The 25,682-nt window shown below is 38.3% G+C and carries 32 protein-coding genes and 1 tRNA gene; 15 read left to right on the top strand and 18 right to left on the bottom strand.

From position 1 onward, the window contains the following. The first annotated feature begins 29 nt into the window (after nucleotides 1-29). From CO050_05800 to CO050_05765, 8 genes are all read left to right on the top strand, one after another. Nucleotides 30-518, top strand: coding sequence for a hypothetical protein (locus CO050_05800; protein ID PJC30597.1), 489 nt, complete (start codon nucleotides 30-32; stop codon nucleotides 516-518). Between the two features lie 69 nt (nucleotides 519-587). After that, the gene (locus CO050_05795; protein PJC30596.1) at nucleotides 588-2,477 is read left to right on the top strand and encodes a hypothetical protein; all 1,890 of its coding nucleotides are present in this window, start codon (nucleotides 588-590) and stop codon (nucleotides 2,475-2,477) included. A 15-nt stretch (nucleotides 2,478-2,492) separates the two neighbouring features. Continuing rightward, on the top strand, nucleotides 2,493-3,221 hold the full coding sequence (locus CO050_05790; protein ID PJC30595.1) for a prepilin peptidase: 729 nt from the start codon (nucleotides 2,493-2,495) through the stop codon (nucleotides 3,219-3,221). A 41-nt stretch (nucleotides 3,222-3,262) separates the two neighbouring features. Beyond that, nucleotides 3,263-3,631 carry a hypothetical protein gene (locus CO050_05785; GenBank protein PJC30594.1) on the top strand — a complete coding sequence of 123 codons (369 nt, stop codon included), beginning with the start codon at nucleotides 3,263-3,265 and terminating at the stop codon, nucleotides 3,629-3,631. 9 nt (nucleotides 3,632-3,640) lie between these two features. Beyond that, complete coding sequence (locus tag CO050_05780) at nucleotides 3,641-4,141, top strand: hypothetical protein (protein ID PJC30593.1); 501 nt, start codon at nucleotides 3,641-3,643, stop codon at nucleotides 4,139-4,141. After that, on the top strand, nucleotides 4,138-4,632 hold the full coding sequence (locus CO050_05775; protein ID PJC30592.1) for a hypothetical protein: 495 nt from the start codon (nucleotides 4,138-4,140) through the stop codon (nucleotides 4,630-4,632). The genes CO050_05780 and CO050_05775 overlap by 4 nt, the downstream gene beginning before the upstream one ends. Next, nucleotides 4,632-5,048, top strand: coding sequence for a hypothetical protein (locus CO050_05770; protein PJC30591.1), 417 nt, complete (start codon nucleotides 4,632-4,634; stop codon nucleotides 5,046-5,048). The genes CO050_05775 and CO050_05770 overlap by 1 nt, the downstream gene beginning before the upstream one ends. Nucleotides 5,049-5,051: 3 nt before the next feature. Beyond that, nucleotides 5,052-5,564 carry a hypothetical protein gene (locus tag CO050_05765; GenBank protein ID PJC30590.1) on the top strand — a complete coding sequence of 171 codons (513 nt, stop codon included), beginning with the start codon at nucleotides 5,052-5,054 and terminating at the stop codon, nucleotides 5,562-5,564. Nucleotides 5,565-5,615: 51 nt separating this feature from the next. Here CO050_05765 and CO050_05760 read toward each other — a convergent pair whose 3' ends face one another. Beyond that, nucleotides 5,616-6,320 (bottom strand): hypothetical protein, encoded by a 705-nt coding sequence (locus tag CO050_05760; protein ID PJC30589.1) that lies wholly within the window; start codon nucleotides 6,318-6,320, stop codon nucleotides 5,616-5,618. 299 nt (nucleotides 6,321-6,619) lie between these two features. On the opposite strand from CO050_05760, the gene CO050_05755 reads away from it, so the two are divergent. Genes CO050_05755 through CO050_05740 form a run of 4 tightly spaced genes read left to right on the top strand, consistent with a single transcriptional unit; the run spans nucleotide 6,620 to nucleotide 9,783 of the window. Next, the gene (locus CO050_05755) at nucleotides 6,620-7,507 is read left to right on the top strand and encodes a hypothetical protein (GenBank protein PJC30588.1); all 888 of its coding nucleotides are present in this window, start codon (nucleotides 6,620-6,622) and stop codon (nucleotides 7,505-7,507) included. 2 nt (nucleotides 7,508-7,509) lie between these two features. Continuing rightward, nucleotides 7,510-8,523, top strand: a complete 1,014-nt coding sequence (locus CO050_05750; protein ID PJC30587.1) for a hypothetical protein — start codon at nucleotides 7,510-7,512, stop codon at nucleotides 8,521-8,523. Nucleotides 8,524-8,531: 8 nt separating this feature from the next. Then, the gene (locus CO050_05745; GenBank protein ID PJC30586.1) at nucleotides 8,532-9,086 is read left to right on the top strand and encodes a hypothetical protein; all 555 of its coding nucleotides are present in this window, start codon (nucleotides 8,532-8,534) and stop codon (nucleotides 9,084-9,086) included. Next, nucleotides 9,070-9,783 (top strand): hypothetical protein, encoded by a 714-nt coding sequence (locus CO050_05740; GenBank protein ID PJC30585.1) that lies wholly within the window; start codon nucleotides 9,070-9,072, stop codon nucleotides 9,781-9,783. Before CO050_05745 ends, CO050_05740 begins: the two co-directional genes overlap by 17 nt. 15 nt (nucleotides 9,784-9,798) lie before the next feature. On the opposite strand, the gene CO050_05735 is transcribed toward CO050_05740, so the two are convergent. The 6 genes from CO050_05735 to CO050_05710 all read right to left on the bottom strand — a co-directional run bounded on the left by CO050_05735 (nucleotide 9,799) and on the right by CO050_05710 (nucleotide 12,770). Beyond that, a complete protein-coding gene (locus CO050_05735) occupies nucleotides 9,799-10,029 on the bottom strand; it encodes an RNA-binding protein (GenBank protein ID PJC30584.1) in 231 nt (76 codons plus the stop codon). Beyond that, entirely contained in the window at nucleotides 10,026-10,262 is a 237-nt protein-coding gene (locus tag CO050_05730) for a 30S ribosomal protein S16 (GenBank protein PJC30583.1), read from the bottom strand. The genes CO050_05735 and CO050_05730 overlap by 4 nt, the downstream gene beginning before the upstream one ends. Before the next feature lie 10 nt (nucleotides 10,263-10,272). Beyond that, nucleotides 10,273-10,941: a ribonuclease III gene (gene rnc, locus CO050_05725; protein ID PJC30582.1), complete on the bottom strand. Its 669-nt coding sequence runs from the start codon at nucleotides 10,939-10,941 to the stop codon at nucleotides 10,273-10,275. Continuing rightward, nucleotides 10,922-11,290, bottom strand: coding sequence for a transcription antitermination factor NusB (nusB, locus tag CO050_05720; GenBank protein ID PJC30581.1), 369 nt, complete (start codon nucleotides 11,288-11,290; stop codon nucleotides 10,922-10,924). Before nusB ends, rnc begins: the two co-directional genes overlap by 20 nt. 2 nt (nucleotides 11,291-11,292) lie before the next feature. Continuing rightward, nucleotides 11,293-11,463: a 50S ribosomal protein L32 gene (locus CO050_05715; protein PJC30580.1), complete on the bottom strand. Its 171-nt coding sequence runs from the start codon at nucleotides 11,461-11,463 to the stop codon at nucleotides 11,293-11,295. A 110-nt stretch (nucleotides 11,464-11,573) separates the two neighbouring features. Further along, nucleotides 11,574-12,770 carry a tyrosine--tRNA ligase gene (locus CO050_05710; protein ID PJC30579.1) on the bottom strand — a complete coding sequence of 399 codons (1,197 nt, stop codon included), beginning with the start codon at nucleotides 12,768-12,770 and terminating at the stop codon, nucleotides 11,574-11,576. 75 nt (nucleotides 12,771-12,845) lie between these two features. Between CO050_05710 and cas2 the strand changes: the two genes are divergently transcribed. After that, nucleotides 12,846-13,652: a CRISPR-associated endonuclease Cas2 gene (cas2, locus tag CO050_05705; protein PJC30578.1), complete on the top strand. Its 807-nt coding sequence runs from the start codon at nucleotides 12,846-12,848 to the stop codon at nucleotides 13,650-13,652. A 20-nt stretch (nucleotides 13,653-13,672) separates the two neighbouring features. Then, nucleotides 13,673-16,300 carry a penicillin-binding protein gene (locus CO050_05700; protein ID PJC30577.1) on the top strand — a complete coding sequence of 876 codons (2,628 nt, stop codon included), beginning with the start codon at nucleotides 13,673-13,675 and terminating at the stop codon, nucleotides 16,298-16,300. A 23-nt stretch (nucleotides 16,301-16,323) separates the two neighbouring features. On the opposite strand, the gene CO050_05695 is transcribed toward CO050_05700, so the two are convergent. Then, nucleotides 16,324-16,767: a hypothetical protein gene (locus tag CO050_05695; GenBank protein ID PJC30634.1), complete on the bottom strand. Its 444-nt coding sequence runs from the start codon at nucleotides 16,765-16,767 to the stop codon at nucleotides 16,324-16,326. 127 nt (nucleotides 16,768-16,894) lie between these two features. On the opposite strand from CO050_05695, the gene CO050_05690 reads away from it, so the two are divergent. Next, entirely contained in the window at nucleotides 16,895-17,563 is a 669-nt protein-coding gene (locus CO050_05690) for a hypothetical protein (protein ID PJC30576.1), read from the top strand. Here CO050_05690 and CO050_05685 read toward each other — a convergent pair. From CO050_05685 to CO050_05640, 10 genes are all read right to left on the bottom strand, one after another. Next, nucleotides 17,510-19,552: a hypothetical protein gene (locus CO050_05685; GenBank protein PJC30575.1), complete on the bottom strand. Its 2,043-nt coding sequence runs from the start codon at nucleotides 19,550-19,552 to the stop codon at nucleotides 17,510-17,512. The two genes, CO050_05690 and CO050_05685, sit on opposite strands and share 54 nt — an antisense overlap. A gap of 4 nt (nucleotides 19,553-19,556) precedes the next feature. Further along, nucleotides 19,557-20,573: a phenylalanine--tRNA ligase subunit alpha gene (locus CO050_05680; protein ID PJC30574.1), complete on the bottom strand. Its 1,017-nt coding sequence runs from the start codon at nucleotides 20,571-20,573 to the stop codon at nucleotides 19,557-19,559. Between the two features lie 4 nt (nucleotides 20,574-20,577). Further along, on the bottom strand, nucleotides 20,578-20,934 hold the full coding sequence (locus CO050_05675) for a 50S ribosomal protein L20 (protein ID PJC30573.1): 357 nt from the start codon (nucleotides 20,932-20,934) through the stop codon (nucleotides 20,578-20,580). A 1-nt stretch (nucleotide 20,935) separates the two neighbouring features. Continuing rightward, nucleotides 20,936-21,142, bottom strand: a complete 207-nt coding sequence (locus CO050_05670; protein PJC30572.1) for a 50S ribosomal protein L35 — start codon at nucleotides 21,140-21,142, stop codon at nucleotides 20,936-20,938. A 1-nt stretch (nucleotide 21,143) separates the two neighbouring features. After that, nucleotides 21,144-21,695 (bottom strand): translation initiation factor IF-3, encoded by a 552-nt coding sequence (locus CO050_05665; protein PJC30571.1) that lies wholly within the window; start codon nucleotides 21,693-21,695, stop codon nucleotides 21,144-21,146. Nucleotides 21,696-21,735: 40 nt separating this feature from the next. Then, a complete protein-coding gene (locus CO050_05660) occupies nucleotides 21,736-23,532 on the bottom strand; it encodes a threonine--tRNA ligase (GenBank protein ID PJC30570.1) in 1,797 nt (598 codons plus the stop codon). A 15-nt stretch (nucleotides 23,533-23,547) separates the two neighbouring features. Then, a complete protein-coding gene (locus tag CO050_05655; GenBank protein PJC30569.1) occupies nucleotides 23,548-23,790 on the bottom strand; it encodes a hypothetical protein in 243 nt (80 codons plus the stop codon). A gap of 203 nt (nucleotides 23,791-23,993) precedes the next feature. Then, nucleotides 23,994-24,764: a hypothetical protein gene (locus CO050_05650; protein PJC30568.1), complete on the bottom strand. Its 771-nt coding sequence runs from the start codon at nucleotides 24,762-24,764 to the stop codon at nucleotides 23,994-23,996. Nucleotides 24,765-24,836: 72 nt separating this feature from the next. Continuing rightward, nucleotides 24,837-24,913 (bottom strand) — tRNA-Val (locus CO050_05645). 43 nt (nucleotides 24,914-24,956) lie between these two features. Next, nucleotides 24,957-25,652 (bottom strand): hypothetical protein, encoded by a 696-nt coding sequence (locus CO050_05640; protein PJC30567.1) that lies wholly within the window; start codon nucleotides 25,650-25,652, stop codon nucleotides 24,957-24,959. Nucleotides 25,653-25,682: the final 30 nt, after the last annotated feature.

Raw genomic sequence — 25,682 nt, 5'->3', positions numbered from 1 at the left:
GTAATCTGAAATAAAGGAGGTGAATATTTATGAATATAATTAAAAAAGGTTTTACATTAATCGAATTGCTTATAGTTATTGCTCTTATCGGTGTTTTGGCAGTAGCATTAATTTCAGCAATTAATCCAGTTGAGCAAACAAGAAAAGCTAATGATACTTCACGTAAAACAGCAGCATCAGAAATGCTCAATGCTATTGAGAGATTTCAAGCAACTTTCCTATGTTATCCCTGGGATTATGTAGTTGCTACAAAGACATGTGGAACAGGTACAGTACCAACTACAATGACAGATGCAGATCTAAAAACTGCACTAACCACCACAAGTAAAGAGCTCAAACCAGAGTTCTTTAGCAGGGGCATTGTTATGTCTTCTGGAACAAACGCGCTTGCTATAAGCAAAGATACTGATGATTTGGTGCACATCTGTTTCGTACCTGAATCAGAGACATTCCAATCACAAGCATCTAAGACTGCCAGTGGAGCATCAGGATCTACACACGTATGTGTACCAGAGTAATTAAATGAGGTAAACTAGTGTAGTTATTTCATTAAATCTCGAGAATCCCGTGATTCTTGAGATGCTCTTATGTTCACAAAGAAAAATATAAGCTTCATTATTATCACAGCTCTAGTTTTAGTATCCAGAACTTATCATGTTTCAAGTAATCCCCCATCGTTAAACTGGGACGAGGTGTCACATGGATACAACGCTTACTCAATTTTACAAACCGGGAATGATGAGTGGGGTCAAAAACTTCCATTACTTTTTAAGGCTTTTGGTGAAAATAAGCTTCCCGGATATATTTATCTACTACTGCCATTTATTCATACCTTAGGATTAACCAGCCTAGCGGTGAGGTTGCCTTCTATTATTGCGGGTATTCTATTGGTGTTATTTACGTATTTACTTGCAAAAGAGATATTTATAGGGTCTCGGTTTAGAAACTATATATCCTTACTAAGCGCAGGACTAGTAGTTCTAGAGCCCTGGACGATGTTTATATCCAGAGCAGCCTTTGAGGCAAATCTTGCGCTTTTTTTTCACACAGCTGGGGCTTACTTTTTACTGCGCGGACTTAAGGTAACTAATAACTGGATTATTTCTGCTATGTTTTTTGGATTGTCTATCTGGACATATAACTCCGAAAGAGGATTTATCCCATTATTTCTAATTCTATTCTTTTATATATACCGAAAAAAGGTATTAAAGAAGGCAATAGAAAACAAAATATCCGTTACTTGTACAATATTAGTTGGTCTAATTTTTTTCCTCCCTCTTATCCCAGAGATTAACTCAGGCGAGATGTTTGTTCGATTAAAGCAACAAGGTCATCTGGGCGCTGAATCAGTGGAATCAATTGGAGATTATGGATTTTTACAATATGCGTATATTGGCGGAGCAGTTATCAAAAAAATGTTCCAGCATTTTTCAGTGGGGTTTTTATTAACTGGTATAGTTGCTCAAAATCATCTAGTTTTCCCAGTATACGGGCTAATCTACTACCTTGATTATATTTTTTTATATTTCGGATTATTCTACCTTTTTATGCATTATAAGAGTAAGCAGTATTCGTGGTTAATAATTGGCTGGATTATATTAGCGGTTATTCCATCAAGCCTAACGAATGATTCTCCCCATATGATGAGAGCTACAACCATGCTGCCTATTCTATTGATGACAGTGGCATATGGAGTTGTGGAGGTCTCACATCAACTTAATCTAATAAAAATCTCTAGTTCACAAAAAAAAGTATCAACGGGCATAATAAAATATACTATTTACTACTTCCTATTTGTTATCGCTATGGTTGCAAGCCATGTAGTTACTCCACGACAGATGTTATTTATAACCGCCTTTTTATTAGCGACAGTCGTTTACCTATCTAGAAACAGCAGTAAGCTCGTAAATATTATTAACCTACACGGTCTTACAAGTAATTTTAAAACGGGTTATTTAGTAGGGTTCTTATATTTAGCAATAACAACCAGTCTTTCCGCAAGTTATATGTATACGTATTTTATGATCTATCCAAAATGTTGCTCTCAAAACTGGCAGTACCCATATAAACAGGTAGCAGATTATGTAAAACAAAATTATGATAGTTATGATAAATTTATTATTTCCACTGAGTATGGCTCACCACACGAGTTTATTTTATTTTATCTGGGATGGGATCCAGAAAAATACCAGAATAACAAAGACTTATTTGCATACAAGGATAAAGACCAAATTGGTTGGTTGACCATTGAGCGTTTTGATAAGTTTTACTTTCTCGAAATATCAGGTATTCCAAAAAAGGAAAAACTAAAATTGCACGATGGATCACAGATAGATATGGAAAACAGCTTAGTATTCGTCTCTATTTCCGAAAGGTCGCGAGCTAATATAGACTGGAAAAAGTGGAAATTAGTAGATAACATAAGATTGAAAAGTGGTGAGATAGCTTTTGAGATCTATAAACTTCGTTCGCAATAATGCTACAATAAAATTATGTTAATAATCTTATTTTTACTAGGAACTGCAATTGGCAGTTTTTTAAATGTCCTTATAGACCGTATTCCTGCGGGTTTACCTCTATTCATTGACAGATCCCACTGTGATCGCTGTAAGCATACGCTTTCCTGGTATGACCTTATACCTATTCTCTCTTGGGTACTTCTGGGAGCAAAATGCAGATACTGCAAAGCTCCCATATCTATTCAATACCCAGTAATTGAAGCAATCACAGGACTTGTCTTTGTGCTTAGTTACTACTTCCCTATCTACTCAGTTTCTTTCACAATAATTCTTTTTTCTCTTCTAATAGCTCTATTTATGACAGATCTTAAATATTATCTTTTACCAGATAAACTAATGTATCCCCTCTTAGGCGTGTCGGCTATTGCTCTATTAGTATATGAACCATCTCAGCTTATAACTCATATAATCTCAGCAGTATTGGCAGCGGTATTTTTTGTTATGCTTATTGTAATTAGTCGCGGGAAAGGTATGGGCTGGGGTGATGTCATGTATGGATTATTTCTGGGGATTCTCTTAGGACACCCGGGAACTATAGTCGCTCTTTATATTGCTTTCTTGACAGGGGCTTTTATAAGCGTCATACTATTATTAAGTAAGAAAAAAAAGTTTGGCCAGATTATTCCATTTGGCCCGTTTCTTATCTTAGGAACAGTTATTAGTCTTTATTACTCAGACTATATCTGGAATATATTTTTCTAAAATCATCCACACACCGGGTGTGTGGGTAAGGGGGTGAGATTATGAAAAGACAAAAAGGATTTACATTAATAGAATTATTGGTCGTAATCTCAATTATTGGATTATTAGCAGCAGCTGGTCTGGCAACTTATACTCAATCACAAAAGCGAGCTAGAGACGCCAAACGCCAAGCAGATATAATTGCAATCGCTGACGCTCTTGAGTTAGCATATGACAATACTACTTGTAGTAGTACTAAATTTGCGTATCCAACTGCTCTTTGTACAGCAATGTTTGCTGGAGGAATTCCAGTAGACCCAACAAATTCTGGTACATACGTTTACACAATAACTCTTGCAACTGACTCATTTACTGTATCAGCAGATCTTGAGGGATCAGCAACCGACTACGTGCGTAATAATCGCCAGTAATAAGTAGCTATGAAAAAGGGATTTACATTAATAGAATTAATGGTGGTTATTTCTATAATAGCTATATTGTCTAGTGTTGGTCTTGCCACTTACACCAGTTATGGCAAAAAAGCCAGGGACTCCCGTCGCATGGTTGATCTTGAGGTGATAAGACAAGCTCTGGAGCTTTATAGATCCGATAATGGGACATATCCAGTAAGCAGCTGGGAAGGTTCGGGAGTGGTTGCGGACTGGGTAGCCGCGCTTGATCTTGTCCCAGACTTTGCAAGCCAGATACCAGTTGATTCTCGAAATTCAGGATCAGAAATTGAACCCTGCATAGAACCGACAAAATACAGATATAATTACCGCTCAAACTCTAGCGGACAAGGATATATTCTCACAGCAATCATGGAAGATGCATCTTCTAATGGTGGTAGTGAATGTCAAAATCTACCAAACTGGGAAGCAGATGAGTGTGACCCTGACTTTACCACAGACGATGTTTGTTACGGAGTACAAAACCCATGAAGCTCACAGGTTTCACTCTTATTGAGCTAATAATTGTAATAGGAATTATGTCCATTCTGACATGGCAGGGGTTAGCTAACTACGGCGCTTTTATTAAAAAGCAGGTTGTTCAAGAACAGGGCAAAGATTTTGTTTCCATACTCAGAAAAGCCCAAAGCGACGCTAATACTGGTTACAAACCATCCGCGACCTGTGGTGCTAGTGACTCTCTAGTTGGCTATCGTGTTAATGGGGTTGCATCAACTAATACTTATACGGTATCCGCAATATGCTCAGATGGAGTTGAAACGCTACAAAAAAGCTATGAATTTGATAGTCGCATAGAGCTCTCAACTAATTTTGATCTTACCTTTCTCTCTCCATATGGTAATAGTAATAACAATTACACAATTTGTATTGCTCATGCACAAGATAGCAGCATAAAAAATGCAATAGTATCTGTCACAACTGGTGGAGGTATAGAGTTGACAGCTGCAGCTTGTCCTTATTAATGAAGAACCATACTAGACAAAACGGTCAGGCTCTTATTGAACTTGTCCTCGTTACAGGCATGCTCGCTCTAATCCTAGTAACCCTGGTTTCTCTTTCAGTTGCGAGTTTAGCTACAGTTCAAAAATCTCGCCTACGTACACGTGCAACTACCATTGCCCAGCAAGGGTTAGAAAATATCCGTTCTAAGCGAGATCAATTAAACTGGACAGATTTTACAACAGGATGTAGTAGTCAGGCTCGCACCTGGGCGGCAATGGTTAATGATGAAAATCCATATAGCAGTGACGCAGTCTGTGCTATAAACGGTACTGTGGCCAATATTGAGGTAACAGTCAACTGGGCGTTTGGTGGAAAGTCGGATAGTGTAATATTAGAGATGGCATTAAGTCAGCCAGGAGAGGCCATTTATCGTTAATTTATGAGAAATAAAGCATTTACACTCATCGAACTTGTAGTTGTAGTTGCCATTCTTGGTGGGCTATCTGTAGCTATCTCACGTATCTTTTTTGCAAATCTTAAGGGTGCGCAAACTACTCAATCATTAATCGAATTAAGACAATCTGGAGACAATGCAATGCTGAATATCTCCAAAAGATTAAGAAACGCCCGAAAGATAACCGACCCATCCAATTGTAATCCTCCCATTACAGCAACCAGCATTAGTTTTAGTAGTCGCGACCCCAGTGTTCCCGCTTCATCTGGAGCTACAGTTCCAGTGACTATCTCCTGTGACAGTTCAACTATTAAAGTGAGCGTTGATGGGGTTGAAAGTACTATAGTAGCGGGTAACATAAGCATGATAAGCTGCAGTTTTACCTGCAATCAGACCCCAGGATCTCCTCCAAGAGTAGTTGTCAACTACTCTCTGCAGGATATACAAACAAGTTCAACACTAGACTTTTCTTCAACTGTCACCCTTCGCAATTATTAATCCTAGTAACCCACTCCTGGAGTGGGTTAGGTTGACACCTCGGGATTTTTTTTATTTCTCCGGGTTAGATGTAACACCGTAACGAATAGTTGTCTTGTTTTCTTGTGCTGAAATACTAGAAATCCAGATCTGTCCAATCTCTTTGGTAGACTTGACGTGTATCCCACCGTCTGGCATTGGAGGAAATTCCCCTATTTTGATCATTCGCAATTTTTTACTTTTTGGCAAATTCAGAAGAACAAATTTACAATCTCTTATTAGCTCTTCCTGTGTTGTTTCGCTTGTTATTACTGATAAGTCTTGTTGTATAACTCTATTTATTTCTGCTTCTAATTCGGACTTAATATCTGAGTTAACCACTCCTTGATATTCTAAAAATGCCTTATTTCCATGCCCTCCGCGTATTGGGATTATTTTATTGGTCATTGTCATTAGTACATCGTGAAGCACATGTCCGGCTGTGTGGCGTTTCATATATTTATATCTTCTGTCCCAATTTATATTAGCTTGAACCTTCTGATCTTTTTCTATACGACCTTTTATTTGATGTACTATCTCTCCGTCTATAAGACGTACATATACTACTTTTGCCTCACCTAATAAGCCTTTGTCTGATGGCTGTCCTCCTCCCTCTGGATAAAAAATAGTTTGATCAAGAACTACATCTGTGAGATTGTCTCCCATCTTAACGTCAATAACATTACAAGTTAATGTTTTCCTGTACGGCTCTGTATAATAGATTTGCTTTGTTTTCATAAGTAGATGATAGCATGAAAGCTAAAATCCCAATTTAACATAAAACCCATTCCTGGAATGTACTACGTTGACATTCCTGGATTTACCTCTTGTCATCCCTGACTTTTTCTTGTCATTCCCGCGCAGGCGGGAATCCAGAAAGATGGATCCCCCAATCAAGCTCGCCTCGCTTCGCGGTCGAAGCGGGTTGGGGATGACAGATAAAGTATAGAGCTTGGCTTTGAACCCTTTGTCAAATCGTGAATGGTTACATTAATTCTAGTTGACAGTTCACCTTATTTTTCATTATACTTATAGACATGAAGCACTGCCCTGCAATTAAAGAAAAAGGCCAAGTACTTATTGTGGTGTTATTGGTGTCTGCTATTGGGCTAACTCTAGGACTATCTCTTGCTTCCCGTACCACAGACGATAGTAATATAGCTACTGAAATTGAGGAAAGCTCACGTGCTTTTTCAGCGGCAGAAGCAGGATTAGAAGCTGCCGCGCAGCAGTTGGGAATCTTTGGCCCATTACCCACTGGCACAGTTGGATCAGGTGGTAGAGATGCTAAGTACAATGTAGATATAGTTGAGGTAGGTGGAACCACATCTTCTTATATATTTCCAGGAGAACTGTATAGTAATCAGCCAATTACCGTTTGGCTCAATGACTATAGAACTCAAAGCGCTACAGATAAGTATTTTGGTAGTACTATTGAATTATGCTGGGGAGAAGATGGCGGCGAGCTGTCAGCTTTTGAAGTAACGTTTTACTACAAAAACAACGCCGGAACATATTACTTGGCTCGTGAAGTATATAATCCCTCGGGCAGCACGCTTGTTGAAGGAGCCATAAATATTCCTCAGCTTGCTTCAGGAGTTGTGGCTTGTGGCTCAGACTCATTTACTCACAGAACAACTGTAAATTTAACTACAATGAAGTCAAATCCTCTTACACAATATAATACTTCAGGAACTTATGTTCCATTAATGCTTAAACTAAGACCAATTGTTGAAAATAGTGGAACTACCAGACTAGGAATAGCTCCCGTTGATGATAGTCTTCCGCTTCAGGGCGAGGAGCATATATCACTGGGGACTACTGATGGTGGTCAGCAGACTAAACTAATTCAGTTCATTTCATTTCCAGCGCCACCAGAAATTTTTGACACTGTAATCTATTCAGAAGAGGCACTCACAAAATAGCCATGGGAAGATCAATAGGTATAGACATAGACGCTAAATATATCCGAGTTGTGGAACTGGAATCAGTAAAAAAAAGCTGGAAGGTTATTACATATGGAGCGATTTCCTCCCCTATTTCCCAACCAGTAATAGATTCTAAGGATGATATTAAAGAAACTGCAAGTCGTATTAAACAGCTTCTTAAAGAAGTTCGAGTGAGTAGTAAAAACATTAACACTGCCCTACCCGAGTCGCAGGCCTTTACTCAGGTAATAACGACGCCACTTTTATCTCAAAAAGAGATGGATTCAGCTATGAAATGGCAAGCTGAGCAGTACGTCCCCTTGCCTTTAGAGGATGTTAGTTTTGGCTATAATATTCTCAATAAAGACTCGGCTAATAACTCAATGCGGGTTTTAATTTCAGCTGCGCCTCTGAACTTGATAGACAAGTATAACGAATTAATAAAAGCAGCGGGATTAAATCCTCAACACGTTGAAACTCGAATTTTAAGTTCAATTCGTGCTTTATCTAGAAATACACCAGATGACTATGTATCTGCGGTTATTGAGCTTGGTGAGTATTCTTCAGACTTTGCCTTCTTTACTAATTCTAATATTCTTTTTACCAACTCCATTAGTACTGGAGGGCGCGCGATTACTCGTGCAATAAGTCAGGAATTTAATCTAAATCCCCAGCAAGCTGATAGGTATAAGGTTACATATGGAGTAGATCCTAGCCAGCTAGATGGAAAAGTGTACAATGCCATAAAACCACTTATAGATCAGTTTGTGCGCGAGTTAAATAACGGCTTTATATATTTCCACGATCAGTATCCAAATCATCAAGTCAAACTTGTCTTTTTAACTGGTGAAGGAGCATTGATGCCTGGAATTGTAAAGCTAATAGCTGAGCAATTTGGCGTTGAAGTACAGCGAGGAGATCCTTTTGCCGGGTTAAGCTTCACCAAAGGCGTAGATGCTCCATCAGCATCGGCATCTGCATTTACAGCAGCAGTAGGTCTAGCCATGATTTAATAAAAAAAATGCCATCTCAGACAGTAAATTTACAAAAAAAGAAAAAGAATAAGCCCCAGCTGGACGGTCTCCAGAGGCGCATATTTATGGTGCTCATCGTGCTTACTGCTCTTTTGATTGTAACGCTTGGCACCATGCTTGTTCTTAAAAAGACCATAGTAGTTTCTGTAGAAAAACAGGAAGCTAAAATTGTTGAGCTAAGCACAGAGATTGAAGTCCTAAAACAGACAGAGGGACTATACCTAACTCTCACATCCAGACTTGAAACAATTCTTAAGTATCGACAGAAGCAAGGTTTTATTACGCAGTTACCTGAAATATTACACACTGCTCTTTCACCTTATGGTGAGGTAACAGACTTAAGTATTTCGGAAGGCCAATTTCAATTTGGCATTAATACTGGACGCGCAAAAGATGTTAAGCTTGTTTTACAGGCTTTAAACAAGGTTGTAGCAAACCTCGAGGTAGATTCCAAGATCATCGCGGATAGCACAGACATTGATGACAATGGTAATCATATTCTTAAATTAACTGTGAGTTATACAAATGGAACAAAAAAATAAGCAGGAATTTAGTTTAGATGATCTCAAGGCATATGGCATTGTGATGCTACTTGTCACAGTTATTATAGTTATATTGGCGATTTTTGCCATATTTGTTTACCCAAATGCCATAGCCATTAAGGATAGCTGGAGCAAAATTTCCCAAAATGAAGAACAGGTCAGCATTCTGGAGAATAAGCTGGCTATTTTAACTACTCTTGATCAAAATGATCTACGCGATGCTATCGAGAGGTCTCAACAGTTCCTACCAGCTGAAAATGAGGTATTCGAGATTATGGGATATTTTAGTGCCCGCGCCCAAGAGACCAATGTGTCTCTTGGTGATTTTCAAGTTGCTCAGAGCGAGCTTGGTGGCTCAGGCGAGCTACCTCTTGATCTTGATATTAAAGGAACTAGAGAAGAACTATTTAATTTTAATAAGAATCTAATAGATTCTGGAAGAGTACTTTCTATTGATTCGCTAAATTTAGACTTCACAAGTAAGGAATCATCACTTTCAGCAGTACTTACAGAGAGTATAAGTTTAATTAATGTGTCTGAACCTTTTCCTGAATCAATCGGCACAATTATAGATAAACTACCTCAATTATCTGTTGCTCAAAAGGAGTTATTGGCAGAAATTCAATTAATACAATGGACCAAGCCACAAGATACTGCTCCGGAATTTACTGCTCGAGAAAACCCCTTTTCCCTTTAAGCGTCTATTGGTAGATTAAGCGTCGATTGTAAGATTAACCCAGAGGTCTTTTTTGCGTGCTGAAGTTTTAACAATGTTTCTTATAGAACGAATAACTTTTCCTTCTTTACCTATCACCTTTGGAACATCTTCTTCATTTAAGCTTACAGAAAGATTAATCTTCTGATCTTCCTTTTCTTCCTGTATCGAAACATCGTCTGGATGTCTAGTTATATTTTCTAAGATGTACTGAGTTAATTGTTTCATTTTGCTTTCTTTACAAGATTAGACACCGTATCTGAGGCTTGTGCTCCTTGTAAAACCCAGTACTCAAATTTCTCTATGTTAACCTTAAAGCCATCTTTCTTATTAGATGGATCATAAGTGCCAATATACTCAATCACTTTGCCATCCCGTTTATTTCTGGAATCAGCCACCGCCACCCTATAATGGGGGTTATTTTTTTTACCAAATCGCGCTAATCTTATCTTAACTGCCATAATGGATATTCTACCATAAATTTAGCGCTGCCTCTGCGGAGGCTTGCTCAGCACCCTGCTTACTCTTCCCCTCTCCTTTGCCCAATACTCGTTTACCTGCATTGCAGGTAACGTAAAAGTGTTTTTCATGATCAGGGCCTTTCTCTTTTGTTACCTTATAAGTAGGTGTAACTTTCAGTCGTTCTTGGACTATTGCCTGTAGTTTGCTCTTAAAGTCTATATATGCTTTTGAGCGGATAATCTCGTCTAGTTCAGGTAATAGATATATATGCAGTACCTTTTTCACAGCAGGTACTCCTTGATCAAGGTAAATTGCTCCAATAACAGCTTCAAAAGTATTTGCTAAAAGCGACGTGTTATCTCTACCGCCATTTTGTTCTTCACCTTTGCTCATCTTTAGTTTATCGCCCAGATCTAATTTGCGAGCAGTCTCAGCTAAGCTCTCGGTTTTCACTAATGCGGAGCGGTAGTTGGTCAGTATACCTTCATGTTCAGCAGGATAGTTAATAAAGAGGTATTCAGAGACAACTAGCTCTAAAACCGCATCTCCTAAAAACTCCATTCGCTCATTAGATTCTAGTGCGTCAGACTCATTTAGGTAGGAACGATGCGTTAACGCCTTATCCAAAAGCTCTTCATTCTGAAAATCTACCCCAAGCTTAGTTATTAGTGTTTTCATTTATAGTTATTATCTTACCTAAAACTCCGTTCACGAAAGCTGGTGACGAGTCACCGCCAAATTCCTTAGCCAGTTCAATAGCTTCGTCAATTATAACCTTTGATGGCGCGGACTTTTCCAGTAATAGTTCATAGACTGCTAGTCTAAGTATAGCTAGATCTATTTTAGAAATCTTATTGATTGGCCATGCTGGTGCTGCTTTGGATATATTTATATCTATTTCAGATAGCTGCGCAATTATATCTTTAGACTTTGTATCTAGCAATCTCTGTTTCTTAAAACTATAAGCAAACAGGTCCTGCACAATTCTTCTCCTCTGAATATGTCTGGGGTCTTTTTCTGTTTTCACCGTTACTTATACTCTCGTCCGCGATAGGTTCCACAGCTCTTACAAATTGTATGCGGTGTTTTTAGCTCATCACAGTTCTTACACTTCACCAACTGTGTTGCTTTAACACCTGGTTGACCTGCTCTTCTTTTACCCTTTCTTTGGGTTGATGTGCGTTGTTTTGGTACTGCCATTTTAAAATCCTAAGATAAACAATGGGGCAAATGATGTTATAAGTAATGCTAGGGTTGCTATCACAAACACCACCTGAAAAACGCGACGATGTTTACGAATATAGTCCATGCTATTTGCTCTTTACCCTAAATACCCTATGCTTACCTATCTCTATTATATCATCATCTTTGGGTTCATAGCTATATGCCATATCGACATTCTTTTTTCCATTAATTTTTATACCACCTTGCTTTATCAATCTTTTAATGTCACTACTCGAGCGATTATCATCTAGCTTACTAATTAGAGCAACCAATCCCATAGGTTTTTTAATTGAAATTTCCTCTGCTGCTTCGTTTTTGTTTCCCTCCTGATATTTAGCTTCAAAAAATCTCTGGGCAGCTGTAGCTGCGTCAGCATTGTTATATTGCTCTACTATCTGACGAGCTAGGCGCTTTTTATATTCCATTGGATTGGCAGAATCAGTCTTGAGTTCATTTTTTATCTTCTCAACTTCAGTCATTGTGAGATTAGTTATTAATTCAAAACAGGGAATAATTGCAGAGTCTGGCAGGCTCATTATCTTGCCATACAGATCCTCGGGTGTATCTGTAATTCCGATCACATTTCCCTCCGATTTGCCGATCTTATTGCCTTGGGTATCAGTGAGTAACGGAACCGTAATTACAAACTTTTCTTTTTTCTTCATTCTCTTTAGTAAATCACGACCAACAAGCATGTTAAACATCTGATCTGTACCTCCAATTTCTGCATCAACATCCATTGCTACCGAGTCATACCCTTGTAATATTGGATACATAAATTCATTTGCATATATATCTTGACCTTCTTGCTCTCTTTTTCTAAATAAATCACGCTTAATAATTTGCGCAAAAGTAAGATAATCTGACATTCTTAGAAATTCTATTGCTGACATCTTTCCAAGCCACTGACTATTAAATTTAACCTTAACCTTGTTTTTACCGCTAAATCTTAATATTCTAGATGCCTGTGTCTCGTATGTTTCAGCATTTTTTAACACTTCCTCCCGGCTTATCATTTTACGTGCACCTTTTATTTTTCCAGATGGGTCACCAATCATCGCAGTAAAATCACCAATTAAAAATATTACTTTGTGGCCCAATTCCTGGAAATTTCTCAACTTCATTAGTGCCACAGCATGCCCAATGTGTAGCTGTGTACCAGTTGGATCAAAACCCTGATATATTCGTATTTTTTTACCAGATCTTAAGACTTTCTCAAGCTCCTCCTTAGATGGGTAGATGGTGTCTACTCCTCTAGTTAAAAGCTCATCTATTTTGTCCATATCTTGATAGTATATCAGAAATAATAATTATATAAACCAGTTTCACATGAAACAGATCTATGTAATAATAGAACCATGCCAACCAACTCTAAGCAAAAAGACAAAATTCGCGAGCTTACATTTGGTACTACAGACGGAGTATCCAATGTTCTTCTGTACTTTTTGTATATTAACAAGCTTGTACATTCCAGGAATGTGATGCACATTCCTGGAATGTGTGATTTTAACCAAGCAGACTATCTTCTTACCAAATTTGCTAAAACCCAAATACGCCGCGCTCTCTATTCTCTTATCCAACAAGGCCTTGTAGATAATTCAGCTGACAGGACTATTACTATTACCAAACTTGGAAAAACAAAAGCCCGGACTAAGCTACAGCTTGAAGTAGAACCTAAACCATGGAAAGGTAAACTTTATCTTATTAACTACGATATTCCTACCAAAGCCAACTCTAAGCGTGTAATGTTCCAGAGACTTCTTCTAAAACATAACGCAGCGATGCTTCAAAATAGCGTATATATTACCCCATACAATCCAAGCCCAATCATTCAGAAATTTAGCAAAAAATATAGTCTTCCGGGTGAAATTTTAATATCTATCCTAGATATTAAAAGCACTTTTCAGACAGCAGTAGAAGTGCGTAGTATTCTTTGGAAAGTATTCAAGCTCGAAGAGCTAAATCAGCGCTACGCACAGTTTTTAGACTCTTATGCTGGCCTTTCTTCTGAATCAATCCAGAATAAAAAATTAACTCTTAGCATTACTTTTCAGTATGCTTCAATCAGAAAAGATGACCCAGCTCTCCCCTCCCAGCTCTTATTAGAGCGTTATTTAGGATTTGAAGCCACAAAATTATTCCATAAGCTAATTACACATCTATGATAAACTAAAAAGTGTATATAATGAGAAAAGCTTACGACTATAGTCAGAAAAGAAGGTCGCGTCGCAGATCTCGTCTAAATTTTGGCGCTATTAGATTCAGAAAAGATAAGTTGGTTGCCAATTTATCTGTAGCATTAGTTGTACTCATAGTCTTAGGGTTTCTTGTAGTCGTTGGGTTATTTGCCTGGTACTCAAAAGACTTACCAAGACCAGACAAAGTGCGCCAGTTTGATGGCCTTTCTACCATCATCTACTCACGTGACGGCGAGCCCCTGTATGATATATACGCTGAACAAAATCTTGTCCCCTTAAAGCTAGATGAAGTCCCTGAATATCTCAAACAAGCAACTATCGCAATTGAGGATCAAGATTTTTACAAACACTCAGGTTTTTCAATTTCAGGTATGATGCGAGGAGCTTTTCATAGTATATTCCTAGGTAAGGTTCAAGGTGGGTCTACGCTAACCCAGCAATTAGTAAAAAATGCCCTGCTAACTACAGAAAAATCTTTACCTCGTAAAGTTAAAGAGCTCATTCTTTCAATCCAGATTGAGCGGAAATATACCAAAGATGAGATTCTTGAGATGTATCTAAACAACATTCCTTATGGAGGCACAGCCTGGGGAACTAAAACTGCGGCTGAGACATACTTTGATAAAGACGTATCAGAGCTTAACTTGGTAGAATCTGCCATACTTGCCGGCCTACCACAATCCCCTACCCGTTATTCTCCTTATGGGCCTAATCCTACCGCATACATTAGTCGAACTCAAAATGTTCTCCGGCGCATGCGCGAAGATAAGTACATATCTAAAGATGAAGAAAAGGTTGCTCTATCTCAACTAGATAAAGTAATCTTCTCCGGAAATAGTGCCCAGATAACAGCGGCTCATTTCGTAATGTATGTAAAACAGCTGTTAGTAGATCAATACGGCGAATCAGAGGTTGAGCAAGGTGGCTTGAGAGTAACCACCACTTTAGATCTAGATCTTCAGGAAGATGTAGAAAAAATAGTACTGGAGGAGATAGCTAAAGTTACCAACTTTAATGTAACAAATGGTGCAGTAGTGGCAATTGATCCTCAAACAGGAGAAGTATTAGCTATGGTGGGATCTAAGGACTATAGTGAAACTGGAGATGAAGAGGAAGCATTTGAGGGCAAGTTCAATGTTGCTGTGCAGGGCTTAAGGCAGCCCGGTTCAGCAATTAAACCATTTACCTATGCTACAGCCCTATCTAAGGGCTATGCAGCTGACACTGTTCTTGTTGACGCATTAACTGAGTTTCCCGGTGGCGAAGAAAATCCTGAATATATACCTGAAAACTATGATGGTAAGTATCGTGGGCCACTACAGTTACGCTACGGATTAGCCAATTCTATAAACACCATGGCAGTTAAAACCTTAGCTCTAGTGGGCGTTGAGGATATGATGGAAATTGCGTTTAAGATGGGCTTTACAACATTAGAGCCAACACGCAGCAATATTAACCGATTTGGGCTATCTATAACTCTTGGAGGGGGCGAAGTGCGCTTAATAGATATGACATCGGCCTTTGGAGTGTTTGGAGCTTCTGGAGTTCGTCACGAGCCTATATCTATTCTTAAGATCGAGAATTCTAACGGTAAAACAATTTTTGAGCACAAACAAAGTCGCGGCAAAGAAGTGTTAGAGCCAGGAGTTGCCTATATAATCTCAGATATTCTTTCAGATAACGAGGCCAGGTCACTAGTTTTTGGTCCCAATAGTTACCTAAATATTCCTGGTCACAAAGTAGCCGTTAAAACTGGTACCACCAATGATTTTCGTGATAACTGGACCATTGGCTACACTAAAGATATTGTAGTCGGCGTCTGGGTTGGCAATAATAATAATTCCCCCATGAAATCTGTTGCTTCTGGTGTTACAGGGGCCGCCCCAATCTGGAGTCGTATTATGCGCTCAGCTTTAGCAACGCGCTCAAGTGGTTTTGGTGATCTTCCGGATAATATAGTCCAGATACAGATAGATAAATTTGCGGGTGGAAAACCAGTTGGTGGGCAACCAACCAGACTTGAATATTTTGTCAAAGGAACAGAACCAAGTGATGTGTCGCCGATCTACCAAAAACTAAAAGTCTCTCGTTCAGACTCAAATAAACTGGCTAATAGTATTGAAATTGCCAAAGGAGAATACGATGAAAAAGACTTTATTGTTTTACAGGAAAAGGACCCTTTTGGCACAGATACAATAAACAGATGGCAAGCTGGTATTAATAAGTGGCTAGAATCTGTAGAAGATTCCAAATACCACCCACCCACCGAAACGACTTCAACTGACGAATCCTCTGTTGTGATCAGCTTTAAAGATCCGGAGGATCACAAACAATATGACGAGACAAAAATCCATATTCGGGCCCAGGCTGTCTCCGGCTCTTCCATTAAAAAGATCGAGGTATTTATTGATGGAACCAGTAAACATACTGCAAATTCAGATAAAGTAGACATTGAATTAGACCTATCACAGGGAGCTTATACTATAAAGGTCCGCGCGGAAAACGATAAAGGAAATTCAGCCGAATCCGAGCGAAAAATCGGAGTACAAGTTCCCTGGGATAGTAATCCAACAAGTACTCCAACTCCTTCCCAATCCCCCATCCCCACTCTTTAACACATCACATCATAAAGGTGTGATTAATATGCACATCCATTGGTAACATCTATCCGATAATCATCAGCCGTCCAGCTTACTTTATCTGCGCCAGCCGTAAATATATAACTTACACCTGGATTACTATTACAGTCATTATCATCGTATCCATAGTAATTTTCCCATGGATCCCGATCTATTCTCTCTGAGAGATAACCAGCATTAATTAAAGAAGTAATTGCCAGTGTCCAGGTTGAATTTGGTGGATTAGAGCAAGCGGAACAATTATCACCAGGCGGAGGTAGCTCTCCAACATCCAGCCTATACATTATCATCGCTTTTCTTAGCTCATCAAGCTCAGATTTCGCTTTTGCATATCTTGCTCTATTCATTGTGCTGGTATAGGTTGCAAGACCTGCTGCGGCCAATAATCCAATAATTGAGATCACAACCAGGAGCTCAATAAGCGTAAAACCTTTGTATTTCATACAACAATTTATAACAAATATCTCGTCTCCTAGCAAATAATAATAAACATACTAAACACACACTTAGTGTGTGTTTAGTATGCTGCGTATTGCATTACAGCAAAGAAACTGTTTATTATGTCTATAGATGACTTTTCGAAAGACTCCACTAATTACAGGGCAGTATTACCATGTCTACAATCGAAGTGTAGCAAATCAGATCATCTTTAGGAATAATCACGAACATAATCTATTCATAGATACGATGGAGTATTATATGTTTGATAACGCTCCACATAGATTATCCAATTATTTACGACTAACCGATAAATCTAGAACAAAAGAGCTTGATTCACTATATGACTCAAATAGAACTAGAATTAGCATGTATGCATTTTGCCTTATGCCTAATCATTATCATTTATTAGTAAGGCAAAATATCAACAATGGCATAAGTAGTTTCATTAGGCATCTGCAAAATAGCCACGCAAAATACCTTAATATAAAAAGCAAAAGAACTGGTTCACTTTATCAAAATCCATTTAAAGGAACTATTATAGAAACTAACGAGCAATTTATTCACGTAGCAAGGTATATTCATATCAACCCACTAACTTCTTATTTAGTTAAAAAACCAAATGAACTACGTAATTACCCCTGGTGCTCGTTCAGCGACTATATTAATTTATCTAAACGCAGATTTATCACAAAAGAGCGATTACTGTCAAACTTTAGTACCCAGAGCGAATTGATAGATTTCACACTAGACAGAGCAGAACATCAGAGAGAATTGAGTAAAATTAAGCACCTTATTTGAACACCTTAAACACACACTTAGTGTGTGTTTATAGTGTGTGTTTAATTTAGCAACTAATTTGGCTGAGTAGTTTGAGGACAATACCATGTCAATTTTTTTTCTGATTGGCTCAATATCAACTGAAGTTAATGATTTTTCTCTATCCAAATAACTAATCTTAAAAGTTGCATTTTGTTCATAAGTTCCAACTAATTCTACGGTACTTACTAGTTTACTCTGTTGATATATCTCTTTTATCACAGGACCAAGCAATGTTTTCTCTGGAAAGGTGAAGGTCATATCTTCTATCAAAACTGGATATGTAGAAATTGGCACATACGATTTATATCTCCTTTCGTGTCCTTTTAACAAACTTAGCTCGATCTCAGCTGCCACAAGCTCTTCAAACTCATATACAGTTCCAACTTTTATTCCTCCCACAGTAAACACTACCTTTAGATCCTTTTTGCTCTTTTGCTCTAGCTCATACTCAATTCCTAGTTCCTGAAACAGCTTCTCGACCATCTCTTTAAGCTGAGTAATGTTATGAGCGTTGGATACAATTCCTAGTTGCGGTTCTTGTGTGGGGATATCTTTATCTTTGGTTATATAGGTATTAGCAATCTCAAACACAGATAGTTTGTCTTGGTATTTTGTATTGTCTCTGACAACATTAATTAGAGAAGGAATAAGACTGGTGCGTAGAAATGCTGTGGCCTCTGTTAATGGATTGATGATCTTTAAGGCACGAGAAGAGTCTACAACAAGTGTTTCTGGTACTAAGGAGTATGTATATACTTCATGCATACCGTTTTGCGAAAGTACCTGCTTAATCTTTCTTTCCCAGTAAAATCTATCTAGATCTGGTTGGTCAGATGGTTCTCTAAGCGGCGGAATTATTGATGGAATGTTGTGATATCCATACATCCGCACAATTTCCTCAATTAAGTCCTCCTTTATGGTTACATCCTGTAGTCTCCAGGTAGGAACTATTACACTATATTCTCCTGTTTTCTCAGCTGTTTTAAAACCTAGATCCTGTAATATCTCCACTACCTCCGGACATTTTAGTTCTATTCCAGCTATTCTTTCTAGATCGCTATGTTTTAGCATTAGCTGTTTGGCTTTAGCGGGTTGCAGGTAATTATCATAAATTTTGCTTATCTGTGTTGCTCCAGCATATTTTATGTATAGCTCAATTCCTCTCAAAAGCGCTACATACCCTAATTCAGGGTCTGGCCCTTTCTCATTAATGCTCGATGCCATGGTATGTATATCTAGCTCCATGGAAGATTTGCGCATCTTAAACTGGTCATTATTCTCCAGGAACAGTAGAATTCTCTTGGTGTCATCTATAACAACGCTATTACTAGTGCCTATAATTCCTGGAAGATCAATGATTGTTCCTTTTCCATTTTCAATAATTATATCTCCCCCAGTCAGCCCATATGTTTTATGCTCAAGCGATGTAATCTGCTCGCCTTTTCTAGATTCACGAATTATCATCTTGCCTTCCTTGATTCTGTCTAGATCAAAGACGTGAGTTGGATGCCCTATTTCAAGCATGATGTAATTAGTAATATCTATAAGTAAGTTGAGAGATCTTACACCTGACGCTTCCAATCTATCCTTAATAAACTTAGGTGACTCATGTGTGGAAACATTATCTAAAGCTACAGCTAGCACTCTTTTACATAATTTAGAATCATTTTGTATTTCAACCTCTAATTCTTTGGATACTTTATCTAGCTTTTTAATATTAAGTGGTCTAAATGTTGCCTTAAAACCCTCACGCTTTAGGCAAGCAGCTACTTCTCTTGCCATACCAATTATGGAGACCATGTCAATTCTGTTGGTAGTTATCTCGATGTCATAGACGTAGTCATTACCCTTCTTGGTAATGCTTTCAACACTAGCGCCATGCAAGGATAAAGCATCAGCAATCTGATTGGCTGTTGCCTTAGTTTCTACATATTCCCTTAACCAGCTATCTGAGATTAATACATTCATATTGTTAAAATTGCTTTAAAAAGCGAATATCATTGTTATAATATTTGCGAATATCGTCAATCTGCACATCTGGTCTTAATGATAAGGTCCGCTCAACTCCCCACCCAAATGCATAACCAGTATATTTGTCTGGATCTATTCCTCCAGCTCGTAAAACATTAGGATGTATCATCCCAGACCCTCCCACTTCATGCCAACCAGATTTACAGAATTTACAGCCTTTACCCTTACAATGTACGCAGCTAAAATCGACCTCCATCGATGGCTCCGTAAACTGAAAATGGAAAGGCCTAAAACGAATTTTGGTATCTGGTCCGTAGAATTCTTTTGCAAAGTACTCAAAAGTCCCCTTAAGATGACTCAAGTTAATGTCTGTATCTATTACCAATCCCTCAAACTGGTGAAACATAAATGTATGGGTTAAGTCTTGTTGTCTACGATAGCAGCGAGCAATATTAATCATCCTCATTGGTGGTTTTTTTAACCTCTGCATTTCTCTTACCTGACCGTTTGAGGTATGGGGAGTAAGCACGAGTTTTCCCAGTTTAGAGTGCTGCGGATGGTCTACAAAAAATGTCTCCCATTCATCTCGCGCTGGGTGACCTTTTGGCATATTAAGGCTCTCAAATGCATACCAATCCCAGTCGACCTCTGGATAAGCCACCCTGTTGAATCCAATCCGGGAAAAAATATCTGTAATCTGCTCAATTGCTTGTGTAACTGGATGGAGTGTTCCCCTGGGTTGCTCTGTCTTGACACTTAAATCTACTGGACTAGATTTAATAGTAGCTAGTATTTTTATATGTTTACTGACAGCATCTTCAACAGTTTGTTTTAACTCGTTAACCGCCACTCCAAATTTGCCTCTCTCTAAAATATCTAGTTTGGGAATTTTTCTTAGAAGATTAGTAACAAGTCCTTGTTTTCCAAGGTATTTAACACGAAATAATTCTAGTTGTGAACCAGAGGTTATCTTTGCAAGCTCTAGTTCTGCTTGCTGCTTTATTTCAAGTATATCCATTTAACTAGGAACCTACTAAAGCTACCTTAGCTACTATCTGTTTAAAGGTGTCTGGATCGTTAACTACTAAATCTGCTAGTACTTTACGATCAAGCTCAATCTTGTTCTGTTTAAGTAGGTTTATAAGCTTACTATAACTTATTCCTTCTCTTTTTGCTGCTTCTGAAATTCTTGTAATCCAGAGCTGTCTAAAATCTCTTTTTCTTTCCTTGCGACCCTGAAAAGCATGTTCAAAACTACGAACCAATGCCTCACGTGCACGTTTTATGAGTTTTGAGCGACTTAATCGAAAGCCTTTAACAGCCTTTAAGACCTTATTATGTTTACGTTTGGATACGACTCCTCTTTTTATTCTTACCATATTAGGCGGTTATTAATCTTATAATCTTACTTTTAAATCTACCCATTAAAGTAGTAGAGGTTTTAGCTCTTCTTTTTTGGCTCTTTGATTTGCCGGTCTTCAGATGACCAGCATTTTGTCTGCGGCGCAGCAACTTACCAGTTTTGGTTAACTTAAAACGTTTTACTGCTGCTTTTTTTGTCTTTTGTTTAGTTTTCTGTTTTTTCATTTTATTTTGGCAAAATTAATGCCTCTAATACTTTACCCTTAATCTTTGGTTCACTATTTAATTTAGCTTTATCTCCCAATTCTTCCATTACCCTACTAATTAAATTAAACCCAAACTGTTTTTTGGTTATCTCTCTACCAAAAAAACGAACCTGTATTCTTACTCTATCTCCTGAACTCAAAAACTTACTAATCTTTTTTAATTTTACATCAAAATCATGCTGCTCCATAAAAGGACGCATTCTCAATTGCTTAGTAGTTGGCGTCGAAGCCTTACTATTTTTCTTCTTTTTCGACTCCTCGTACTTAAACTTAGCAAAGTCTATAAGTTTTGCTACAGGTGGGTTAGCACCTGGAGCAACCTCAACTAAATCAAGCTCTAGCTCTTTGGCTTTTGCCAACGCATCTTCCAGACTTAAAATACCAAGTTGTCCTTCACTAGGATGTACAACCCTAAGCTGTGGTGCACGTATTTCTTCGTTTGTTTGGTAATACTTACCCTCAACAAAATTTTGTCTATTTCTTGCCAATTTCAAATTTAAGCTTAAAGCTATCTAGTAATTATAGTAAGATGTGAGGCCAATTGCAACACACTTAATTAAATCCTAATTCAAGATCCTTATTTAATATGATCTTGCTCACTTTATCTGCAAATTCTTCTACTTTTATTACTCCCCCATCTTTTCCGTCTCTGAGCCTTAGACTTACGCTGTTATTTTCGACCTCTTTGTCTCCCACAATGAGCATGTAGGGTGCTTTTTGAGTTTGCGCTTTTCTAATCTTGTTGCCTAAGGTTTCATCGCTGTTATCTAGCTCCACTCTTAGTTCTGGTATAAGCGAGATTAATTTCTCTTCAACACCCTTAGCATAATCTAGTTGTTTAGCACTAATTGGTATGATCATGACCTGGACTGGATGTAGCCAGACAGGGAAAGCTCCAGCAAAATGCTCAATTAAAAAGCCTATAAATCGCTCATGGGAGCCCAGTGGAGCCCGATGAATAATAACCGGTGTCTGTTCAATGCCTTTATCATCAGTATATTTTAATTTAAACCTATCTCCCATAAATAGATCAATCTGGTTTGTTGAGGTTGCAAATTCACGTCCAATAGATGACTTAACAACAAAATCTATTTTTGGACCATAAAAGGCCGCACTCCCATCTTCCTCTACCATAGGAATATCTACTTGAGCTACAGCTTCTCGCATTAGGCTTTCTGCTTCTTTCCACATCGCTTCATTACCATGATACTTAGTCTTATTAGCTGGGTCGCGAAGCGCCAATTCCAAATAGTAGTCCTTTATCCCTAGAGCCTTATAATAATATTCATGTAGTTTCATTACTTTTACAAATTCCTCAACAGCCTGGTCTTTTGTACAATATATATGAGCATCATTTTGCTCAAAACCTCTAACTCTCATTAGTCCAAACAGTTCACCAGAAGCCTCATAGCGGTAACAATAGCCAAACTCTGCTATTCGAAGCGGTAAGTCTCTATAGCTCTTTGGTCTGTCGCTATACACCATGTGATGATGAGGACAGTTCATAGGCTTAAGGTAGTACTCTTCTTTGCTTTCGTCCAATACCATCGGAGGAAACATATCGTCTTTATAATATGGTAAATGACCAGATGTGTAATAAAGGTTGGCTTTTGTAATATGCGGAGTTGCCACACTCTTATATCCCCATGCTTTTTCTGTTTTTTTGGCCCAGGCCTCAAGCTCTTCCCGTATGATATTTCCCTTAGGAAGCCAGATGGCTAAACCAGGCCCAACTTCATCTCTTATTGTAAAAAGCTCCATTTCCCTACCTATTTTTCTGTGATCTCTTTTTTTAGCTTCCTCCTCTCGCCAGATATATTTATCCAGCTCTTTTTGTGTTGGAAAAGCCGTGCCATAGATTCGGGTTAACATCTTGTTTTTCTCATCACCTCTCCAATAGGCTCCGGCTATTGATAGAAGTTTAAAAGGTCCAACCTCTCCAGTAGTCTTTGCGTGAGGACCAGCGCACAAATCCACCATGGAATTTTTATCTCCTTCTTTCCCAGTCCGGTAGGTGGTCACTTTTTCTTGTCTTTCCTCAATTCCATCAATCCATTCTTGTTTATATGGATTGCCCTTAAACAGTTCTCGTGCCTCTTTTACGGAAATTTCTTCTCTAATCATAGGCAGATCTAGTTTCTTAAGCTCTTCCATTCTACTCTCTATCTTTGGAAAGTCTTCTGGGGTAATTTTTACCTTACCAGGATCAAAATCAAAATAGAAGCCCTCTGGGGTTGCCGGCCCCATCGCCAGCTTGATCTCTGGGAATAGCTCTTTTACCGACTGGTGCAGAAGATGTTCACCAGTATGCCGCATCGCCCATAATGTACCTTTTTTTTGTGAATTCATGACAAAATTATACTGCTATCTGTCAAGCCTGGAATTAGCATCTTTTAGTTCTCTCGCATTATTTGTTACATTGATTCCTTCAACAAACCATCGACCTATAACTGGAATACCTCCAAGCTGTGCAAATATCCAGGTAACAAGACTCAAGAAAAAAGCTAGTCCGATAGTTGCCCCCACTCCCCACCCAATACCAGCAATAAAATTTGCTGCCAATGTTTTCTTCACACTAAAATTTGACCCCACCACTGTCCCAACCATGTATCAACTGTAGCATTTAAGGGGATCCAAACGCAAATGGGAAAAAGGAAATAGAGAAAATAGGGTCAGCCACCATTTACGTGTGTGACCGGTGGAGGACTGTCGAAGATCCCGAAGTACTCTTAGGGAAATCTCTGAACACCTCAGGAACAACTTCACAAGCTATTTTGAGCGAGTTAGCAAGACATTTCAGACTTGGAATGTCATGCCTTAAAACTATTCTTTCGCAACTCTTTGATTTCTTCTATCTGGGTAATCAAAGTCTCCCTGATTTCCTTTATTTCTGAAATAAGATTTATGACGTCCTTGCTTTTTTCAAATGTTTTATATAATTCTATGGCTCTTTCTGGGACGCTTTGCCATTCAAGATACTTGCATAGTTCTTCATCTGACATGTCAGCAAAGAGCTTCCCTCTGATGTATGAGCTGGTAGCGGGATCATTAGCTGAAATAAGTCCTCTTTTGTGGTGGTCGCTTCTGACATTTTGATAGACAAGATTCTCCATTTTCTCGCCAAGTACATATCCTTTTCGGGTGGTCTTATAAAACTCATCAAACTTATTTATCAACTCATTCTTAGAAAAGTAAGCATGATGGTTGTTTATTTGATCAAAGTTTGACTGGTAAATATCATAAAGTGGGTTGACCAATGATCCGTCAAAATAAAACTTGTTTGCACCACTGAGATTCCATAGACTTGGACCTCGATCCATAGCCTCTTGAATATCCAACAGAAGTTTTTGCTCAAAAAATGAGTTTGCTTTCATTTTGCTTGCTTGATATTCGTCAGATTCCTGAAGGTAAAAGAAAACAGCTGCAACGATCCCTCCAACAATTCCGCCTCCAACTATTTCGGCGGTTATCCCATCTTTTAGTGATTGGCTCAAGCTCGTGCAGAGGTTGATAACAACAATTGCTATCAAACATAGCAATGATATTGCAAGTAGAAATTTCAAAAGACGTTTATTACTCATATTTCATTACGAACTTTTAGGGAAATAGGGTCAGCCACCATTTACACTACCAAATAACACAGATTTCTTTTTTGGTGACCGGTAAAGGATTCGAACCTTTCACCTCTACTATGTCAAAGTAGCGCTCTAACCAAATGAGCTAACCGGTCCTGAGGCTAATTTTAGCACAAATATGATACAGAAAAAGCAACGTCATTTAATGTAAGTATAGGCTAAACCTAATATCCTTTGCTGCAAGTAGGTATCGCAATAATTAGCAGTGCATACACCGTGATAGTTATGTGTAATATGTTCTCTTTTTGAACGCTTATCAAATTGTGTTTTTCCAAATCTAATGTCAGAGTATCCTAATTTATCTTGCCACCAATCAATATACTTTTCTTCATATTTTTTGGCGGTTATAACAATGTTTAAATTTAGAACAAGCCGGTCTCTATCAATATCATACAAGTTAATCAGAGATCTAATAAAGTATCTAAGTATTCCATAGTCTGTACTAGCCAGCTGTACTCTGTTATATGATTTAGCGCCCTCACCTAAATACAGCATAGCTAATGCAAGCTCGTCAACAGACTTATTACTCGGAAGCGATTGGTTTATTTTTACTCCTTCCCGATACGCATTCTCCCTTGCTAGTCTATGCCTCTCTTTATTAATTGGCCAAGCTCTAGCTGCAAATGATGATCGATTAGCAACTAGCATTTGATTTAGTCGATCTTGCTGATTTATATTCAGCTCAATCCCTTTCAACCAATTAGACAATGTCCCTTTGCTTACACCTGTCTTTTCAGATATTTCCTTATAAGACAGTCCATGCTCTTTTCTTAATCTCTCAGATTTAATTCTAGTATCCGATTTTCCTCTCATAGTACCTATGATACTTATCATAACATATTATTAAACAGAGGTTTTAGATAG

Source organism: Candidatus Roizmanbacteria bacterium CG_4_9_14_0_2_um_filter_38_17, assembly GCA_002788855.1.
Lineage (GTDB): Bacteria > Patescibacteriota > Microgenomatia.
Note: the sequence above shows the minus strand (reverse complement) of the source record. Positions and strands in the feature narration are given on the sequence as shown.

Excerpts from the sequence above, each read along its gene's own strand:
- CO050_05685 (PJC30575.1), bottom strand. The coding sequence starts at position 19,552 with ATGAATGTATTAATCTCAGATAGCTGGTTAAGGGAATATGTAGAAACT.
- rnc (PJC30582.1), bottom strand. The coding sequence starts at position 10,941 with ATGAAAACACTAATAACTAAGCTTGGGGTAGATTTTCAGAATGAAGAG.
- CO050_05690 (PJC30576.1), top strand. The coding sequence starts at position 16,895 with ATGACTTTTCGAAAGACTCCACTAATTACAGGGCAGTATTACCATGTC.
- CO050_05770 (PJC30591.1), top strand. The coding sequence starts at position 4,632 with ATGAAGAACCATACTAGACAAAACGGTCAGGCTCTTATTGAACTTGTC.
- CO050_05675 (PJC30573.1), bottom strand. The coding sequence starts at position 20,934 with ATGGTAAGAATAAAAAGAGGAGTCGTATCCAAACGTAAACATAATAAG.
- CO050_05755 (PJC30588.1), top strand. The coding sequence starts at position 6,620 with ATGAAGCACTGCCCTGCAATTAAAGAAAAAGGCCAAGTACTTATTGTG.
- CO050_05780 (PJC30593.1), top strand. The coding sequence starts at position 3,641 with ATGAAAAAGGGATTTACATTAATAGAATTAATGGTGGTTATTTCTATA.
- CO050_05715 (PJC30580.1), bottom strand. The coding sequence starts at position 11,463 with ATGGCAGTACCAAAACAACGCACATCAACCCAAAGAAAGGGTAAAAGA.
- CO050_05760 (PJC30589.1), bottom strand. The coding sequence starts at position 6,320 with ATGAAAACAAAGCAAATCTATTATACAGAGCCGTACAGGAAAACATTA.
- CO050_05730 (PJC30583.1), bottom strand. The coding sequence starts at position 10,262 with ATGGCAGTTAAGATAAGATTAGCGCGATTTGGTAAAAAAAATAACCCC.
- CO050_05785 (PJC30594.1), top strand. The coding sequence starts at position 3,263 with ATGAAAAGACAAAAAGGATTTACATTAATAGAATTATTGGTCGTAATC.
- CO050_05680 (PJC30574.1), bottom strand. The coding sequence starts at position 20,573 with ATGGATATACTTGAAATAAAGCAGCAAGCAGAACTAGAGCTTGCAAAG.
- CO050_05700 (PJC30577.1), top strand. The coding sequence starts at position 13,673 with ATGAGAAAAGCTTACGACTATAGTCAGAAAAGAAGGTCGCGTCGCAGA.
- CO050_05710 (PJC30579.1), bottom strand. The coding sequence starts at position 12,770 with ATGGACAAAATAGATGAGCTTTTAACTAGAGGAGTAGACACCATCTAC.
- CO050_05660 (PJC30570.1), bottom strand. The coding sequence starts at position 23,532 with ATGAATTCACAAAAAAAAGGTACATTATGGGCGATGCGGCATACTGGT.
- CO050_05655 (PJC30569.1), bottom strand. The coding sequence starts at position 23,790 with ATGGTTGGGACAGTGGTGGGGTCAAATTTTAGTGTGAAGAAAACATTG.
- CO050_05740 (PJC30585.1), top strand. The coding sequence starts at position 9,070 with ATGGAACAAAAAAATAAGCAGGAATTTAGTTTAGATGATCTCAAGGCA.
- CO050_05800 (PJC30597.1), top strand. The coding sequence starts at position 30 with ATGAATATAATTAAAAAAGGTTTTACATTAATCGAATTGCTTATAGTT.
- CO050_05745 (PJC30586.1), top strand. The coding sequence starts at position 8,532 with ATGCCATCTCAGACAGTAAATTTACAAAAAAAGAAAAAGAATAAGCCC.
- CO050_05695 (PJC30634.1), bottom strand. The coding sequence starts at position 16,767 with ATGAAATACAAAGGTTTTACGCTTATTGAGCTCCTGGTTGTGATCTCA.
- CO050_05795 (PJC30596.1), top strand. The coding sequence starts at position 588 with ATGTTCACAAAGAAAAATATAAGCTTCATTATTATCACAGCTCTAGTT.
- CO050_05670 (PJC30572.1), bottom strand. The coding sequence starts at position 21,142 with ATGAAAAAACAGAAAACTAAACAAAAGACAAAAAAAGCAGCAGTAAAA.
- CO050_05765 (PJC30590.1), top strand. The coding sequence starts at position 5,052 with ATGAGAAATAAAGCATTTACACTCATCGAACTTGTAGTTGTAGTTGCC.
- CO050_05750 (PJC30587.1), top strand. The coding sequence starts at position 7,510 with ATGGGAAGATCAATAGGTATAGACATAGACGCTAAATATATCCGAGTT.
- CO050_05790 (PJC30595.1), top strand. The coding sequence starts at position 2,493 with ATGTTAATAATCTTATTTTTACTAGGAACTGCAATTGGCAGTTTTTTA.
- CO050_05735 (PJC30584.1), bottom strand. The coding sequence starts at position 10,029 with ATGAAACAATTAACTCAGTACATCTTAGAAAATATAACTAGACATCCA.
- CO050_05775 (PJC30592.1), top strand. The coding sequence starts at position 4,138 with ATGAAGCTCACAGGTTTCACTCTTATTGAGCTAATAATTGTAATAGGA.
- cas2 (PJC30578.1), top strand. The coding sequence starts at position 12,846 with ATGCCAACCAACTCTAAGCAAAAAGACAAAATTCGCGAGCTTACATTT.
- CO050_05640 (PJC30567.1), bottom strand. The coding sequence starts at position 25,652 with ATGATAAGTATCATAGGTACTATGAGAGGAAAATCGGATACTAGAATT.
- CO050_05650 (PJC30568.1), bottom strand. The coding sequence starts at position 24,764 with ATGAGTAATAAACGTCTTTTGAAATTTCTACTTGCAATATCATTGCTA.